14 protein-coding genes are annotated in these 15,143 nt (G+C 69.0%); 8 read left to right on the top strand and 6 right to left on the bottom strand.

Annotation, left to right across the window (positions count from 1 at the left end):
* The first annotated feature begins 151 nt into the window (after positions 1-151).
* Positions 152-796, top strand: a complete 645-nt coding sequence (locus tag ABEU20_RS19760) for a M23 family metallopeptidase (RefSeq protein ID WP_420166074.1) — start codon at positions 152-154, stop codon at positions 794-796.
* A 73-nt stretch (positions 797-869) separates the two neighbouring features.
* On the opposite strand, the gene ABEU20_RS19755 is transcribed toward ABEU20_RS19760, so the two are convergent.
* The gene (locus tag ABEU20_RS19755; RefSeq protein ID WP_420166073.1) at positions 870-1,235 is read right to left on the bottom strand and encodes a RidA family protein; all 366 of its coding nucleotides are present in this window, start codon (positions 1,233-1,235) and stop codon (positions 870-872) included.
* 118 nt (positions 1,236-1,353) lie between these two features.
* Between ABEU20_RS19755 and ABEU20_RS19750 the strand changes: the two genes are divergently transcribed.
* A complete protein-coding gene (locus ABEU20_RS19750) occupies positions 1,354-2,379 on the top strand; it encodes an Rv2578c family radical SAM protein (RefSeq protein ID WP_420166072.1) in 1,026 nt (341 codons plus the stop codon).
* A gap of 22 nt (positions 2,380-2,401) precedes the next feature.
* Here the strand turns inward: ABEU20_RS19750 and ABEU20_RS19745 are convergent, their stop codons facing one another.
* Positions 2,402-3,553, bottom strand: coding sequence for an acetyl-CoA C-acetyltransferase (locus ABEU20_RS19745; protein WP_420166071.1), 1,152 nt, complete (start codon positions 3,551-3,553; stop codon positions 2,402-2,404).
* A gap of 160 nt (positions 3,554-3,713) precedes the next feature.
* Here ABEU20_RS19745 and ABEU20_RS19740 point away from each other — a divergent pair, with 160 nt between their 5' ends.
* Positions 3,714-4,877 carry an AI-2E family transporter gene (locus ABEU20_RS19740; RefSeq protein WP_420166070.1) on the top strand — a complete coding sequence of 388 codons (1,164 nt, stop codon included), beginning with the start codon at positions 3,714-3,716 and terminating at the stop codon, positions 4,875-4,877.
* 5 nt (positions 4,878-4,882) lie between these two features.
* On the opposite strand, the gene ABEU20_RS19735 is transcribed toward ABEU20_RS19740, so the two are convergent.
* Positions 4,883-6,397 (bottom strand): AMP-binding protein, encoded by a 1,515-nt coding sequence (locus tag ABEU20_RS19735; protein WP_420166271.1) that lies wholly within the window; start codon positions 6,395-6,397, stop codon positions 4,883-4,885.
* A gap of 67 nt (positions 6,398-6,464) precedes the next feature.
* Entirely contained in the window at positions 6,465-7,406 is a 942-nt protein-coding gene (gene ypfJ / locus ABEU20_RS19730; protein ID WP_420166069.1) for a KPN_02809 family neutral zinc metallopeptidase, read from the bottom strand.
* A gap of 193 nt (positions 7,407-7,599) precedes the next feature.
* Here ypfJ and aspS point away from each other — a divergent pair, with 193 nt between their 5' ends.
* The 3 genes from aspS to ABEU20_RS19715 are packed head-to-tail and all read left to right on the top strand — an operon-like array spanning position 7,600 to position 11,598.
* Positions 7,600-9,381: an aspartate--tRNA ligase gene (gene aspS / locus ABEU20_RS19725; protein ID WP_420166068.1), complete on the top strand. Its 1,782-nt coding sequence runs from the start codon at positions 7,600-7,602 to the stop codon at positions 9,379-9,381.
* Between the two features lie 24 nt (positions 9,382-9,405).
* Positions 9,406-10,371 carry a DUF389 domain-containing protein gene (locus ABEU20_RS19720; RefSeq protein WP_420166067.1) on the top strand — a complete coding sequence of 322 codons (966 nt, stop codon included), beginning with the start codon at positions 9,406-9,408 and terminating at the stop codon, positions 10,369-10,371.
* A gap of 48 nt (positions 10,372-10,419) precedes the next feature.
* The gene (locus ABEU20_RS19715) at positions 10,420-11,598 is read left to right on the top strand and encodes a phosphotransferase family protein (protein WP_420166066.1); all 1,179 of its coding nucleotides are present in this window, start codon (positions 10,420-10,422) and stop codon (positions 11,596-11,598) included.
* Between the two features lie 7 nt (positions 11,599-11,605).
* Here the strand turns inward: ABEU20_RS19715 and ABEU20_RS19710 are convergent, their stop codons facing one another.
* Positions 11,606-12,352 carry a TetR/AcrR family transcriptional regulator gene (locus tag ABEU20_RS19710; RefSeq protein WP_420166065.1) on the bottom strand — a complete coding sequence of 249 codons (747 nt, stop codon included), beginning with the start codon at positions 12,350-12,352 and terminating at the stop codon, positions 11,606-11,608.
* Between the two features lie 156 nt (positions 12,353-12,508).
* On the opposite strand from ABEU20_RS19710, the gene ABEU20_RS19705 reads away from it, so the two are divergent.
* Positions 12,509-13,189, top strand: a complete 681-nt coding sequence (locus ABEU20_RS19705; RefSeq protein ID WP_420166064.1) for a PIG-L deacetylase family protein — start codon at positions 12,509-12,511, stop codon at positions 13,187-13,189.
* A gap of 98 nt (positions 13,190-13,287) precedes the next feature.
* Positions 13,288-13,446 (top strand): hypothetical protein, encoded by a 159-nt coding sequence (locus ABEU20_RS19700; RefSeq protein WP_420166063.1) that lies wholly within the window; start codon positions 13,288-13,290, stop codon positions 13,444-13,446.
* A gap of 49 nt (positions 13,447-13,495) precedes the next feature.
* Here ABEU20_RS19700 and ABEU20_RS19695 read toward each other — a convergent pair whose 3' ends face one another.
* On the bottom strand, positions 13,496-15,133 hold the full coding sequence (locus tag ABEU20_RS19695) for an ABC transporter ATP-binding protein (protein ID WP_420166062.1): 1,638 nt from the start codon (positions 15,131-15,133) through the stop codon (positions 13,496-13,498).
* Between the last annotated feature and the right edge of the window lie 10 nt (positions 15,134-15,143).

The following is a 15,143-nucleotide window of genomic DNA, read 5'->3' as shown; positions in this document are numbered from 1 at the left end:
GGATTCGGATCGCCCGCGGCTCGAGGCTCGTCGCCGTAGGAGTTGCGCGGGCGACCGGGATGTGGAAGTTGTTCGTGTCGTGGATTCGTGACGAATACGTATCCGATGCGGTTCTACCGATCTGATCTAACGTTCGACGAAAGGGTGCGGGATGGCGGGTTCGAAGTGGCGCTTGGGGGTTCGGCGCATGGTGGCGGGAGTCGTGGCGGCGGCAGGGCTCACGGCGGGAGTCGCGGTGATGTCCGCTCCGGCTGCCTCCGCACAACCGGCGCTCCCGCCGTTGCCCAGCTCCTCCGAGATCACCGGGCTCATCGACCAGGCGACGTCGATGGTCGGAACCGTCGCCGGTGCCGTCCAGAGCCTCCAGAACCTGGACTTCGGCTCCAGTTCGGGTCTGCCGCTGGGCAGCCTCGGCCTCGGCGGCGTCGGACGTCCCGCTGCCGGGCCGATCTCACAGCGCTTCGGCGGCGGCCACATGGGCATCGACATCGCGGCGCCGATGGGTGCGCCGATTCTCGCGGCAGCCGACGGCGTCGTCATCAATGCCGGCCCGGCTTCCGGCTTCGGGCTGTGGATCCGAATCCGTCACAACGACGGCACGATCACCACGTACGGCCACAACGACGTCAACTTCGTCTCGGTCGGGCAGCGGGTGTCGGTGGGGCAGCGGATCGGCAACGTGGGTAATCGCGGCCAGTCGACGGGCCCGCACCTGCACTTCGAGGTCGATCTCCCGGGTGGCATCAAGATCGACCCCATTCCGTGGCTCGCCGCACGTGGCGTGCTCATGTTCTGATCCCCCACCGGTCGTCGAACGACGCGGGCCGCCCGTCGAGACAAGCTCGGCGGGCGGCCCGTGATCCCGCTTCTCAGTCGGCGACGACGGCGTCGGCCTCGATCTCGATCATCAGGTCGGAATCGATGAGCGCGCTCACCTCGAGGATCGTGGTGGCGGGCCGGATCTCGCCGAACACCTCACCGTGAGCGAGGGCGGCCTCCTCCCACTTGCTCATGTCGCGCAGGTACATCCGGGTGCGGATGACGTCCGGCAGGGACGCGCCGGCCTCGGTGAGCGACGCTGCGATGGTCGCGAGGGCGCCCCGGGTCTGCTCCTCGAGTGTGGCGCCGGGGGAGGTGGTGCCCGAGACGGCGATCTGGTTGCCGATCCGCACCGCGCGCGAGTAGCCGATCTTGGGCTCCCACTCGGAGCCGGACGAGATGTTCTTTCTGGTCATGGCGGAAATTGTGACAGTCGGATGTTTCCGCCGTGTTCCCGCCTACGGGCGGCATGTCGTCGAACATTGTTTCGAAGATGCGGTTGACACGGATTCGCACGCGTGTTCGACTGGATTCATGAGGTGGCAGGGGCAGACGCTCGACGCGGACGACGGTGCGCTCCCGGGGCTCGAACGTGCCGGGTTGGTACGCAGCATTCAGACGCCGGAGTTCGAGGGCATCACGTTTCACGAAGTGCTGTGCAAGAGTGCGCTGAACAAGGTGCCCGAGGAATCGGCGTTGCCGTTCCAGTTCACCGTCAACACGTTTCGTGGCTGTTCGCACGCGTGCCGGTACTGTTTCGCGCGGCCGACTCACGAATACCTGGACCTGGATGCCGGCAGCGACTTCGATTCCCAGGTCGTAGTGAAGATGAACGTCGCCGCCGTGCTCCGTAAGGAACTCGCCAGGCGGTCGTGGAAGCGCGAGCACGTCGCGCTGGGCACGAACACCGACCCGTATCAGCGGGCCGAGGGGCGGTACCGGCTGATGCCCGCGATCATCGGCGCGCTCACGGAATCGGATACGCCGTTCTCGATTCTCACCAAGGGCACGCTGCTCAGACGAGACCTGCCGATGCTGCGACAGGCAGCCGAGCGGGTGTCCGTCGGCATCGGGGTGTCGCTAGCGATCCACGACGCCGAACTCCAGAAGGCCGTCGAGCCGGGCACGCCGTCGCCGCGGGCACGTCTCGACCTCATCCGGGCGGTCACGGATGCGGGCCTGCCCTGCAATGTCATGGTGGCGCCGGTGATTCCGTGCCTCACCGATTCCACTTCGCACCTGGACGGGCTTCTGTCCGCGATCGCCGAGGCCGGTGCCACCGGTGTCACGATCTTCCCGATGCACCTGCGGGGCAGCACCCGCGGGTGGTTTCTGAACTGGCTCGCCTCCGAGCATCCGGCGCTGGTGCGGCGGTACCGGCAGCTGTACGGGCGCGGCGCCTACGTCACCCCCGAGTACAAGGCATGGCTCCGGGCGCGGGTGGAGCCGATGGTCGAGAAGTACGGGCTCGGTGGACGATCCGAGCATCGTGACACCCCGCCGCCGGAGCGTCGGGAACTCGTCGGAGCAGGGGCAGCGCCCGCACTGACCCTGTTCTGAGGGCCGCGGGCGCGCCCCTGCGTCAGCCGAGTCGTTCGACGATCAGCACGTTCGCGGTGCCGCCGCCCTCGCACATCGTCTGCAGGCCGAACCGCCCGCCCGTGCGCTCGAGTTCGTTCAACAGGGTGGCGAACAGCTTCGTACCCGTGGCGCCGAGGGGGTGGCCGAGGGCGATACCGCCACCGTTCACATTGACCCGGTCCGGGTCGGCTCCGGTCTCGGCGAGCCACGCCAGCACGACCGATGCGAACGCCTCGTTGACCTCGAACGCGTCGAAGTCGTCGATGCTCATCCCGGTCTTCCGCAGCGCGTACTCCGTGGCCGGAATCGGAGCGCTGAGCATGAAGATCGGGTCCGCACCGCGGACGCTGATGTGCTGGATGCGCGCTCGCGGCGTCAGACCGTGTGTCTTCACCGCTGCCGCCGACGCGACGAGAACCGCACTGGCGCCGTCCGAGATCTGACTCGCCAGCGCTGCCGTCAGGCGGCCTCCGGGTCGCAGTGTGGACAGCCGCGACATGGCCTCGAGGCTGGTGTCGCGGGGCCCTTCGTCAGTCCTGAAGTCGCCCACCGGAATCGTCTCGCCCGCGAACCGGCCCTCGACGATCGCCGCGTGCGCCCGTTCGTGACTGCGCAGCGCCCAACGCTCCATGTCGTCGCGGCTGATGCCCCACTTCTCGGCGATCAGTTCGGCGCCGTGGAACTGCGACACCTCCTGGTCGCCGTACCGGCGGTGCCACTCGGTCGACCCGGAGAACGGGTCCTCGAACCCGAACTCGCGTCCGGCCGTCATGGCCGCCGAGATCGGGATCCGGCTCATGCTCTGCACCCCTCCGGCCAGGATGAGGTCGGCTGTTCCACTCATCACCGCCTGGGCGGCGAAGTGCAGCGCCTGCTGGCTCGACCCGCACTGGCGGTCGACGGTCGTGCCCGGCACCTCCTCGGGGAGGCCTGCCGCCAGCCAGGAGGTGCGGGCGATGTTCCCGGCCTGGCCACCGATCGCGTCGACGCACCCGAAGACGACGTCGTCCACGGCCGCCGGGTCGACGGGGACTCGGGCCATGGCGGCCCGGATCACGGTGGCGCCCAGGTCGATCGGATGGACCGACGCGAGGGCGCCGTTCTTCCTCCCGATCGGGGTGCGGACGGCATCGACGATGTACGCCTCGGTCATGGACAGCTCCTCGCCGTTAATCAGTTAGATAATTAATCTATACCGCACGATGTGCGATACGTCCACCGCCGATTCGGCTGCGGCAACCTGCCCGCCCGACCCCTCGGTGGCGGGTAGGTTTCCGCGATAGGGCAGCAACCGTCACGGGGTGGAGGGTGCGATGAGTGGAGAGGAGTCGCGAGCCGGCCCGGACGGTCCGGCGCCGAACGGCCGCGACGACAGCCGACGGGCGAACCTGCGCTCGCTGCGTGTCGCGATCATCTACATCCTGCTCGCGGTTGGTGCCTATCAGATTTCCGGATGGCTGTTCCATCACCTCCGAGGCTTTCTCGGCATGCTGTTCCTCGCGTGGCTCGCCAGCGTCACCATCGAACCGGTCGTCGACCGCCTCGAACGGACGGGAATGCGCCGCGGCGTCGGTACCGGGTTGGTGCTGTTCGGGACGATCGTGTTCGGGATCGGGTTCATCGCGGTCTTCGGCGCGTTGCTGGCCGAGCAGCTCGGGCAGTTGCTCGGTGCGCTACCCGATGCCCTGACCCGCGTCACGGACTGGGCCAACCGCAAGTTCGGCACCGATTTCGCCACCGGCAAGGACCTCATCAACATCACGCCCGAAACGGTCCGGGATCTGGCCGAGAAGTACACGCCGGGGGTTCTGGGTATCGTCTCGACCCTTGTCGGGGTGGTCTTCCAGGCCGCGACGGTGCTGCTGTTCGTCTTCTACATGTCGGCCCAGGGCCCGCAACTGCGCCGCACGATTTCCAGTTGGTTTCCGGCCCGGCAGCAGAAGGTGATCGCGTCGGTCTGGGAGATCTCCGTGGAGAAGGCCGGCGGCTACGTGGTCTCCCGCGTCATCCTCGCCGCGTTCAGCGCGGTCGCCACCGGCATCTTCTTCCTGATCATCGGTGTCCCGTACTGGCTTCCGCTCGCGATCTGGACGGGCGTCGTCTCGCAGTTCATCCCGACGCTGGGCACCTACCTCGCGATCGGCCTGCCGGCCGTCATCGCCGCCGCCGCGCAGCCCCTCGATGCGGTGTGGGTGATCCTGTTCGGCACCGCCTATCAGCAGGTGGAGAACTACATCCTCCATCCGCGGATCACGTCGCGCACGGTGTCGATCCATCCGGCGGTGGCGTTCGGATCGGTGATCGTCGGTGCATCACTGTTCGGTGCGATCGGCGCGCTGGTCTCGGTGCCGGTGGTGGCGGTGATCCAGGCGATCGTCGAAACCTACGGTCGCCGATACGAGCTCGTGCAGGACCGGGAGGGCGCGGCGGAGCCCCCGGGCCGACCCGACGACGAGGAGGCCGACGGCGGCGACTGAGCGTGTCAGCGCGCCGTCCAGTACGGCGCCCGCAGCACCCGCTTGGTGAGCTTGCCCATCGTCGATCGGCCGAGATCGTCCCGGAACTCGACGGTCCGCGGAACCTTGTAGCCCGCCAGCGAGTCACGGCAGTGCGCGACGAGATCGTCGACGGCGGGCATCCGATCACGCGGCACCACCAGCGCCAGGACGGACTCGCCCATGTCGGCGTCGGGCACCCCGATCACCGCGGCGTCCGCGACGTCCGGATGGCTCACCAGCACGTTCTCGATCTCGGCGGGATAGATGTTGACGCCGCCCGAGATGATCATGTCGGTCTCGCGGTCGGTGATGAACACGAACCCGTCGTCGTCGACGTAACCGATGTCGCCGAGGGTGAACAGGCCCGGCCGGATCACCGCCTCCGACGTCTTCTGCTCGGCGTTCAGATACGCGACGGAACGACCGTCACGTTCCTCGAACGCGAGCCTGCCTTCGGTGCCTGCCGGGAGTTCGTTGCCGTCGGCGTCCACCGCGACGGCCCGGACGAACGGCGGACGCACCTGCCCGACACTGCCCGGGCGGCGCACCCAGTCGGCCGACGAGATCCCGCACAGCGGACCGGATTCGCTGCCGCCGTAGGAATCGAACAGCACCGGCCCGAACCAGTCGATCATCGCCTGCTTGACGTCGCGCGGGCACGCCGCGCCGGTGTGCGTGACCAGTTCGAGCGAGCCGACGTCGTATCGGCGGCGGACGTCGTCGGGCAGCGACAGCAACCGGTGGAAGTGCGTCGGAACCATGAGCGATGTCGCGATCCGGTACCGGTCGACGGTCGAGAGGACCGTCTCGGCGTCGAACCGCTCGAGCACGGTGACCGGCATGCCGCACGCGACGAGTCGCACGCCCGCGAGCGGGCCGGTGTGGTGCAGCGGGCCCACCACGAGGTGCCCGGGCCACTGGGCGAGCGGCAGCGCGCGCATCGACCGCACGTAGGCGTCCACCGTCGTGCCCGGGACCGGGCTGCCGGCAAGGGCATTGACGCCCTTCGGGGTTCCGGTGGTGCCCGACGTGTACGACAGGAACGGCAGCGCGGGCACGTCGGAGGGCGGGTCGTCGTCCGATGCCGCCGCGAGCCACTCCGGCCACGGGGTGACCGCGTCCGAGCCGCAGCGCCAGCCGACTACGAGGGGGACTCCGGCGATCCGGGCAGCCTCGGCGCCGACCTCGGCGTTCTCGGGTCCGACGAAGACCGCCGCGGCGCGCGCATCCGCGAGGATGTACGCGAGTTCCGGCGCCGTCAGGTGGAAGCTCGCGGGAACGGGGGAGCAGCCCGCGTGGATGATCCCGGCATGGGCCAGGACCGTCTCGGCCGAGTTGCGGGCGAATACCGCCACTCGCCGGTCCGGGCCCAGCTCGATCGCCCGCAGGGCGTTCGCGACCCGGTTCACCGTGCGGTCGACGTCGGACCAGGACAGCTCGACCCGGCCGTCGCGCAGCGCCACCTCTCCGGGGGCTTCGAGTGCGCGCTCACGATGCACGTTCGCCAATGGAGGCCTCCCGGAACTGTCGTCGAACATCGGTCCAGGACAGGCTAGGCGGAAAGGCTCAGCGCAGCGCGGGCGGATTGTTCAGGTCGCGGGCCGCGTACGTGTCGCACGCCGCGACCTTGCCGGTGTCCAGCCCCGCGAGAAACCACTGCTGCCGCTGGTCCGACGATCCGTGCGTCCACCCCTCGGGATTGACGCGGGCACCGGCGGACCGCTGGATGCGGTCGTCGCCGACGGCCGAGGCGGCCGACAGCGCGTCGCGGACGTCGGTCGGCGTGAGAGGCGCGAGGAGTGGAGCAGACCCGTCCGGGCCGGGCTGTGTCGACGCGTAGTGCGCCCAGACCCCCGCGTAGCAGTCGGCCTGCAGTTCGGTGCGAACCGCCTGCGACGTCGCGCCCCGAGGATCCTGCTGCGCGCGGCCGATGTCGCCGAGCTGGTTCTGGATGTGGTGGCCGAACTCGTGCGCGACGACGTACTCCTGCGCAAGCGCGCCGTCATTGGCGCCGAACCGATCGGTGAGAAGTTGGAAGAAGCTGGTGTCGAAATACGCGGTCGAGTCGGCGGGGCAGTAGAAGGGGCCCACGTCGCTGGTCGCGTTACCGCACCCGGTGTTCACCGCGCCCGAGAAGAGGCGGACCTTCGGCGCGACGTAGTCGACGCCGGTCTGTGCAGGCAGTTGTGGCCCCCACACTTCGTCGAGACTTCCCGAGGTGTAGACGACGCGGCAGTCGACGTCCCGGTTCGCGTCGACTCCGCTCCGGCACCTTTCCGCGAGCGAACTGCTCACGGCGCTCGCGCCGGTATCGACGGGCACGCCCGTCGAACCGCTCAGTCCCCCCAGCAACGAGCCGGGATCGCCGCCGAGGAGTAACGCGAGGACCAGCACGATCAGGCCGCCGGCGCCGCCACCGAGGACATATCTGCCACCCCGCCCGCCGCCTGCGCCTCCGGAGACCGATACGCGACCCGTGTCGACGTGTGCGCCTTCGTTGAACGTCATTCCGATGGCTCCCTGTCAGAATCTTTGTGTGCTGGTCGTAACAGCATTCCAGTAATCCGGGCGTGCGTTTCCGATAACACGAGGTGCCTCCGTAGGATCGCTGCAGACAGAACACCGTGCTGGAAGCACGAATCGACAACCGTGCTGCAAGCACGGATCGATCATTGTGTCGGATGATTGTGAAAGGAATCCCGTGCTGCGCACCCACCTGGCCGGCTCGCTACGACCCGAGCACGCTGAGCAGACCGTCACCCTCACCGGTTGGGTGGCCCGGCGGCGCGATCACGGCGGCGTGATCTTCATCGATCTCCGCGACGCGTCGGGCGTGTCCCAGGTGGTGTTCCGGGCCGGCGACGTCCTCGAGCAGGCGCACCGACTGCGCGCCGAGTACTGCGTCAAGGTCACCGGCAAGGTCGAGGTGCGCCCCGAGGGCAACCAGAACTTCGAGATCCCCACGGGCGCCATCGAGGTCAACGCGACCGAGCTCGAGGTGCTCAACGAGAGTGCCCCGCTGCCGTTCCAGCTCGACGACCAGGCGGGTGAGGAAGCACGCCTGAAGTACCGCTACCTCGACCTGCGCCGTGAGGGCCCCGGCCACGCGATCCGGCTGCGCTCGAAGGCCAACGCGGCCGCGCGCGCGGTGCTGGCGCACCACGAGTTCGTCGAGGTCGAGACCCCGACACTGACCCGCTCGACGCCCGAGGGGGCCCGCGACTTCCTGGTGCCCGCTCGCCTGCAGCCGGGCAGTTTCTACGCGCTGCCGCAGAGCCCGCAGCTGTTCAAGCAGCTGCTCATGGTCGGTGGCATCGAGCGCTACTACCAGATCGCGCGCTGCTACCGCGACGAGGACTTCCGCGCGGACCGCCAGCCCGAGTTCACACAGCTCGACATCGAGATGAGCTTCGTGACGCAGGAGGACGTGATCCTGCTCGCCGAGGAAATCCTGCACGCGGTGTGGAAGCTCATCGGCTACGAGATCACCACGCCGATCGAGCGGATGACGTACGCCGAGGCGATGCGCCGTTACGGCTCCGACAAGCCCGACCTGCGTTTCGACATCGAACTGGTCGAGTGCATGGACTTCTTCAAGGACACCACGTTCCGCGTCTTCCAGGCGGAGTACGTCGGCGCCGTGGTGATGCCGGGCGGTGCGAGCCAGCCCCGCAAGCAGCTCGACGCGTGGCAGGAATGGGCCAAGCAGCGCGGTGCGAAGGGCCTGGCGTACGTCCTGGTGGGCGAGGACGGCACGCTCGGCGGTCCGGTCGCCAAGAACCTCACCGACGCCGAACGCGACGGTCTGGCCGCGCACGTCGGTGCGAAGCCCGGCGACTGCATCTTCTTCGCGGCCGGCGCGACCAAGCCGATGCGTGCACTGCTCGGTGCCGCCCGCGGCGAGATCGCCCGCAAGCAGAACCTGATCGATCCGGACGCGTGGGCGTTCGTGTGGATCGTCGACGCGCCGATGTTCGAGCCCACCGCCGACGCGACCGCGAGCGGCGACGTGGCGCTCGGCTACAGCGCATGGACTGCGGTGCACCACGCGTTCACCTCGCCCAAGCCGGAGTCGATCGACACGTTCGACACCGATCCGGGCAAGGCCCTGGCCTACGCCTACGACATCGTCTGCAACGGCAACGAGATCGGCGGCGGCTCGATCCGTATCCACCGCAAGGACATCCAGGAACGGGTCTTCAAGGTGATGGGCATCTCGCACGAGGAGGCCGAGGAGAAGTTCGGCTTCCTGCTCGACGCCTTCGCGTTCGGCGCCCCGCCGCACGGCGGCATCGCGTTCGGCTGGGACCGCATCACCGCGCTCCTCGCGGGTGTCGATTCCATCCGTGAGGTCATCGCGTTCCCGAAGTCGGGCGGCGGAGTCGATCCGCTGACGGATGCACCGGCCCCGATCACCGCACTCCAGCGCAAGGAGTCGGGGATCGACGCCAAGCCCGAACCCACGGCAACCGAGTCCGAGTAGAACGCCGGGGCGGGGGGAACACACGTGCTGCACCTGCGCGTGATCTGTCCGGCGGACTTCACCGACGAGGTCCTCGCGCTGCTCGAGGAGGAGCCCGGCGCCACCCACATCACGGTGGCGCGGGGCTCCGCCGTCGAGCCGGCGGGTGATCTGGTCCAGGCCGACATCGCCCGCGAGTCCGCGAACGAAGTGCTCGACCAGCTCCACGAGCTACGCATCGAGCACATCGGTGCCATCACGCTCGTGCCGACCGAGACGGTGCTCTCGGACTCGGCGCGCGCGGCCGAACGCGCCGCCCCCGGCGACCCCGACGACACGGTCGTCTGGGAGGAGCTGATCTCCCGCACGCGCGAGGAATCCACGTTGAACGTCACGTTCCTGGCGTTCCTGACCATCGCGTGCCTGTTGGCCTCGGTGGGCATCGTCACGGATTCGCCGGTGACGATCGTCGGCGCAATGGTGGTCGGTCCCGAGTTCGGTCCGCTGGCCGCGCTCGCGGTCGCGGTTGCTCGCAGGAAGTTCAGCCTCGCGCGCCGCTCGCTGATCGCATTGGTGGTCGGGTTCCCGTTCGCGATCGCCGTCACGGTGGCGTGCACCCTCGTCGCGAAACTGCTCGGCTGGGTCGACCTCGAGACGATCGAGGACCTCCACCAGGTCGACTTCATCTACCGGGTCGGCCTGTCGTCGTTCATCGTGGCCCTGCTCGCCGGGGCCGCGGGGATGCTGGCCCTCGTGTCCGCAAAATCGGCCGCCCTGGTCGGCGTGTTCATCTCGGTCACCACCGTGCCCGCTGCGGGTTTCACGGCTGTTGCCGCCACCCTGGGGGAGTGGCGGGTCGCGCTGATGTCGGCGCTCCAGCTCGGCGTCAATCTCACCGGAATTGTGATCGCGGCCATCGCGGTCCTGCTTCTCCAGCGGGCGCGTACGCGCCGTGACCGAGCTGCAACCCGGAGTATTCCCAGCTCAGCGGCCTGGGTGCGCCGTCCCTGATCCCGAATGCCCGGCCTCCGGCGCCTCGGCCAGGTAGGTTGGTGAGCGATGACCGCAATATTGGCGGAACCCCTCTCCGAGGTAGTTGCCGCAGCCGAGAAGTTGCTCGCCCGTCGCACGGGCGCCGCTGTCCGACTCGTCGACCCCGTCGATCTCGGGGGGAGCGGCCGCACGATCGTGCTCCGAGTCCGGGTAGCCGAGAATCCGTTCTCCCTGCCGCGGACGCTCGTCCTCAAGCAGGTCCGCGAATCCTCCCGCACGGTAGCCGACCCCCGGCGGATCGAGTTCGACGGCGTCGACAGCAACTCGGTCGACGTCGCCTTCCTTCGCGAAGCGGTGTCGTACCAGTTCGCGACGGCGCTCGCGACGGAGAACCGGCCCGGCGCCGAGCTGCTCGCCTACGACTTCGAGGCCCGTCTGCTCGTCCTCGGTGACCTCGGTGATTCCGCCCCGTTCGCGACGCTGCTCAAGAACGCGGATCCCGACACGGTCACCAACTCGTTGATGGCGATGGCGCAGGCACTCGGCCGGATGCACGCCGCGACCGTCGGTCGCGAAGAGGACTTCACGGCGCTGCTGCGGCGAGCCGAGGTGGCCCACTGCGGCGACGTGGTGGCGGAGCAGGCCGCGGCCTCGCTCGAGACGGTGCCGGCGCTGCTCGCCGAACAACTCGGTGTCGAGGTCACGCCCGCCGTGCTCGAGGTGGCCGCCCGGGCCGGGAAGCTGTTCAGCGGCGGCCGTTTCCGAGCCTTCAGCCCCTCGGATCTCTGCCCGGACAACATCATCGTCAACGACGAGGGTGTCCGCTTCCTCGACTACGAGTGGGGTGGATTCCGCGACGCCACCCTCGACTTGGCGTACGCCCTGGTCTCGTTCCCGGCCTGCCTGTGCAGCATCGATCTGTCGTACGAGCGGGCGCGGGCGATGACCGAGGCGTGGCGCGCCGAGGTCGTGGGCATGTGGCCCGCCCTGGCGGACGACGACTTCCTCACCGAGCGCGTCCTCGACGCCCAGCTCGTGTGGGTGTGGCTCAGCACGTTCCTGTTCCTGCCGGAGGACTACACGCGGATCGCCGCCGTGCGCGGGCACCAGTTGTCCGCGCCGCGAGCCGAGGCTCTGCAGGCGCGTTGGGGGAGCCTGGCGACGTTCGCGGAGCAATCCGGCCACGAGGCCGTTGCAGAGCACGCCACGCAGGTCCTCGCGCGACTGCGCGAACGCATGCGCTGACAGCTCGTCAGCCGGCGTCTGCGGGGTTCGAGGCGCCGGCGACCAGCAGCTCTACGGACCGGCGCAGGTTCTCTCGCGCTGCCTGCTCCATGCTCGGCATGCCATCTCCGGGCGCCGCGTGTCCGAGCCCGCTCGCAAACGGGAATCTCTCGGCGAAGTCGGGGGCGGCCGCGGCCAGTGCGTCCAGACGGGTATTCCACGACGGTTCGTCGTCCTCCTCGGCACCCGACCGCGCGCGCCTCGCATCGGCGATCGTCCGTGCGGCCGCGGCGGAAAGCGAGTACGCCGACGAGGCGATCGCCACGACGTCCCGGCGATCGAAGCCGTAGGGCACGATCGTGCCGAGAAGGAGCTCGAAAGCCTGCTGCTGATGGGGTCCCAGCACCGGGCGCGCGGTCGCGATGTCGAGTAGCCACGGGTGCGCGAGATACAGCTCCAGGAGCCGTTCGGTCCACTCGATCACCGATACCGGTGCCGCCGTCCCGAACTCTCGGTGGACCCGGTCGTACATCAGGTCGAGGAGCTCCTCCTTCCCGTCGACGTAGGTGTAGAGCGCCATCGCGCTGCAGCCGAGGCGCTCGCCGATCGCGCGCAGCGGGACCGCGGTGTCGCCGCGTTCGTCGGCGACCTCGGTGGCGGCGTCGATGATCGTGGCAAGCGTCAGACCCGTCTGTGATGTGCGGTCCTCGCCCGGGGGTGTCCACAGCATCGACATCGTGCGTGACGTACGCGGACTTCCGGCTGACGCCTCCATCCCGTCTCCTTACGGTGTAAAGACTGCAGGTAGGGCATACTTTACAGCGTAAACCCAGGAGGTCGCGGAGACTGGCCGATTCGTGTCGGTTCGGCTGTTCCGACTCTCGTGTGGCGCTCCGGGGACGAGACTGGAGCGACTCGGAAGGGGTTCGGTATGGACATGGGTGCAGGCGGCGCGGTTCTGGGTGAGATCGCTGCGGGCGGTCCGTCGCTCGTGGTGGTGGCGCATCCGGACGACGAGAGTTTCGGATTGGGCGGGGTGCTGGCCGCGCTGGCGGTGCTCGGCGCCGACATTCGCGTGTTGTGCCTGACGGCCGGTGAGGCCAGCACACTCGGCGCTGTCGCGGACCTCGCCGAGATACGACGCGGCGAGCTGTCGGCCGCCGCCGCAAGCCTCGGAATCGGCGACGTCGCTCTCCTCGACTTCCCCGACGGCGGTCTGGACGGGGTGGACCCCGACGCGCTCGACGCGGTGGTCGTCGATGCGGTCGGGACGGCCGCGACGCTGGTCGTGTTCGAGTCGAGCGGCGTCACACGTCATCCCGACCATCGTGCGGCGACGGCGTCCGCTGTCCGCGTCGCGCGTGAACGAGGTCTGCGGGTGCTCGAGTGGGGAGTGGCACCCGCCGTCGCCGACGCGCTCAACGGCGAGTTCGGCGCGGCCTTTGCCGGGTTCGAGGGTGACGGCGTGCTCGATGTGGTCGTCGATCGTGAGATGCAGGCTGCCGCCATCGCGTGCCACGCGAGTCAGGCCACCGACAACCCGGTCCTGCGCCGGCGTCTCGAACTATCTGGACCCGTCGACCGGATTCGATCGACCGCACCGGCGCGCTGACCCGGCTCGGCCCGGTTGTGGGCACGAGCACATTGCCCTCAATACCCCAGGGGGTATCGTTGACGGCACGATCCACAACTTCCCCGAGGAGATTCATCGTGTGTTACCCCGTCACCTGCAAGACCTGCTCCAAGACCACATGGGGCGGCTGCGGCCAGCACGTCGACAGCGTCATGCGGACCGTCCCGGCCAGTGAGCGTTGCAGGTGCGAGAAGCCGGCCAAGTCGGGGTTCTTCGCGTCGCTGTTCGGCCGCTGACCGGGCCCGTCGACGGTCACGTGCAGAAGCCCGGTCCAAAGGTTCGGCGTCAGACCGCGGCAGGGTGCCGGTCGGTCGAGCGAACGTCTCGACGCGACGGATCGGGCAGCGGCACCGCGTCGATCAGTGCCCGGGTATAGGGATCGCGGGGCGTCGTGAATACGGTGTCCACCGGCCCCGTCTCGATCACCGACCCGGACCGCAGGACCGCGACCCGGTCGGCGACCTGGTGGACCACCGCCAGATCGTGGCTGACGAACAGGCACGCGAAACCCAGATCCTGCTGGATGGCGGTGAACAGTTCGAGCACTTCGGCCTGCACGGACACGTCGAGCGCGCTCGTCGGTTCGTCGGCGATGAGCAGCTTCGGCCGCAGCGCGAGAGCACGGGCCAACGCGATCCGCTGGCGCTGTCCACCCGACAGTTGGTGCGGGAACCGGTCGGCGAAGGCGGCGGGCAACCGGACGGCCTCGAGGAGTTCGAGCACACGACGGCGGCGGTCGACCGCGGAGCCGACGCGGTGCACGTCGAGCGGCTCGCGGACGCTGGCGCCGATCGTCAACCGGGGATCGAGCGACGTCGCGGGATCCTGCTGGACGAACGCCACGTCGCGCCGCAGTTCGCGCAGTTGCCGGGCGGACGTTTCACCGAGATCGTGTCCCCCGACCAGCACCCGGCCCCCGGTGAGCGGCACGAGTCCCACGGCGGCCCGGCCGAGAGTGGTCTTGCCGGAACCCGATTCACCCACGAGTCCGAGAACTTCGCCGCGACGGACCGTGAGGCTCACCTGGTCGACGGCGCGGAAGGCGGGACTCCCGTGACGCGCCGGGTACGTGACCGTGGCCGCGTCGAACTCGAGCACGACGTCGGCACCTGACGTCGGCGGCGGAGTCACGGCCACCTCCACGGGCAGTCGTGGAACCGCCGCCAGCAGGGATCGGGTGTACAGATGCGTCGGGGCGTCGAAGACCGCGTGCACGCTGCCGGTTTCGACGACGCGGCCGGCGCGCATGACGGCGACGCGGTCGGCGTGCTGTGCCACGACGCCCATGTTGTGGGTGATGAGCAGGATGCCCATGCCGGTTCGGCTGCGGATGCGGTCGAGCAGCGCCAGGATCTCGGCCTGCACTGTCACGTCGAGGGCCGTCGTCGGCTCGTCGGCGACGAGCAGATCGGGTTCGCCCGCCAGCGCGAGTGCGATAGCGACCCGTTGCTTCTGCCCCCCGGACAGCTGGTGCGGGTAGTAGTCCACGCGCCGCTCGGGGTCGGGGATCTCCACCTGCCGGAGGAGATCGACTGCCGCCGCGCGGGCGTCCGCCTTCGAGATCCGCCGGTGTGCACGGATCGCCTCCCGCAGCTGCCATCCGATGCGACGTACGGGGTTCAGCGCACTCTGCGGCTCCTGGAAGATCAGGGACACCGTGCTTCCGCGTAGGCGGTCGAGATCGGCGTCGGTCGCGCCCATCAGTTCAGTGCCGTCGAGGACGATCGACCCGCGTGCCGCGGCGCCGTCGGGTAGCAGGCCGAGGATCGCGCGGGCGGTCATGGACTTGCCGGACCCGGATTCGCCGACCAGGGCCACGATCTCACCGCGGGCGACGTCGAGTGACGCGGAGTCCACGGCGGGTCGTGCCGGCCCGAAGGTGATCGTCAGGTCGCGGATGTCGAGCAGTCGAGTGGTGGTCACGAGGAGTCCT

Origin of the sequence: Rhodococcus parequi (assembly GCF_046042785.1) — a bacterium.
Taxonomy (GTDB): Bacteria; Actinomycetota; Actinomycetes; order Mycobacteriales; family Mycobacteriaceae; genus Prescottella; species Prescottella parequi.
The sequence above is the reverse complement of the archived record's forward strand: the minus strand, read 5'-3'. Positions and strand labels throughout refer to the sequence as shown.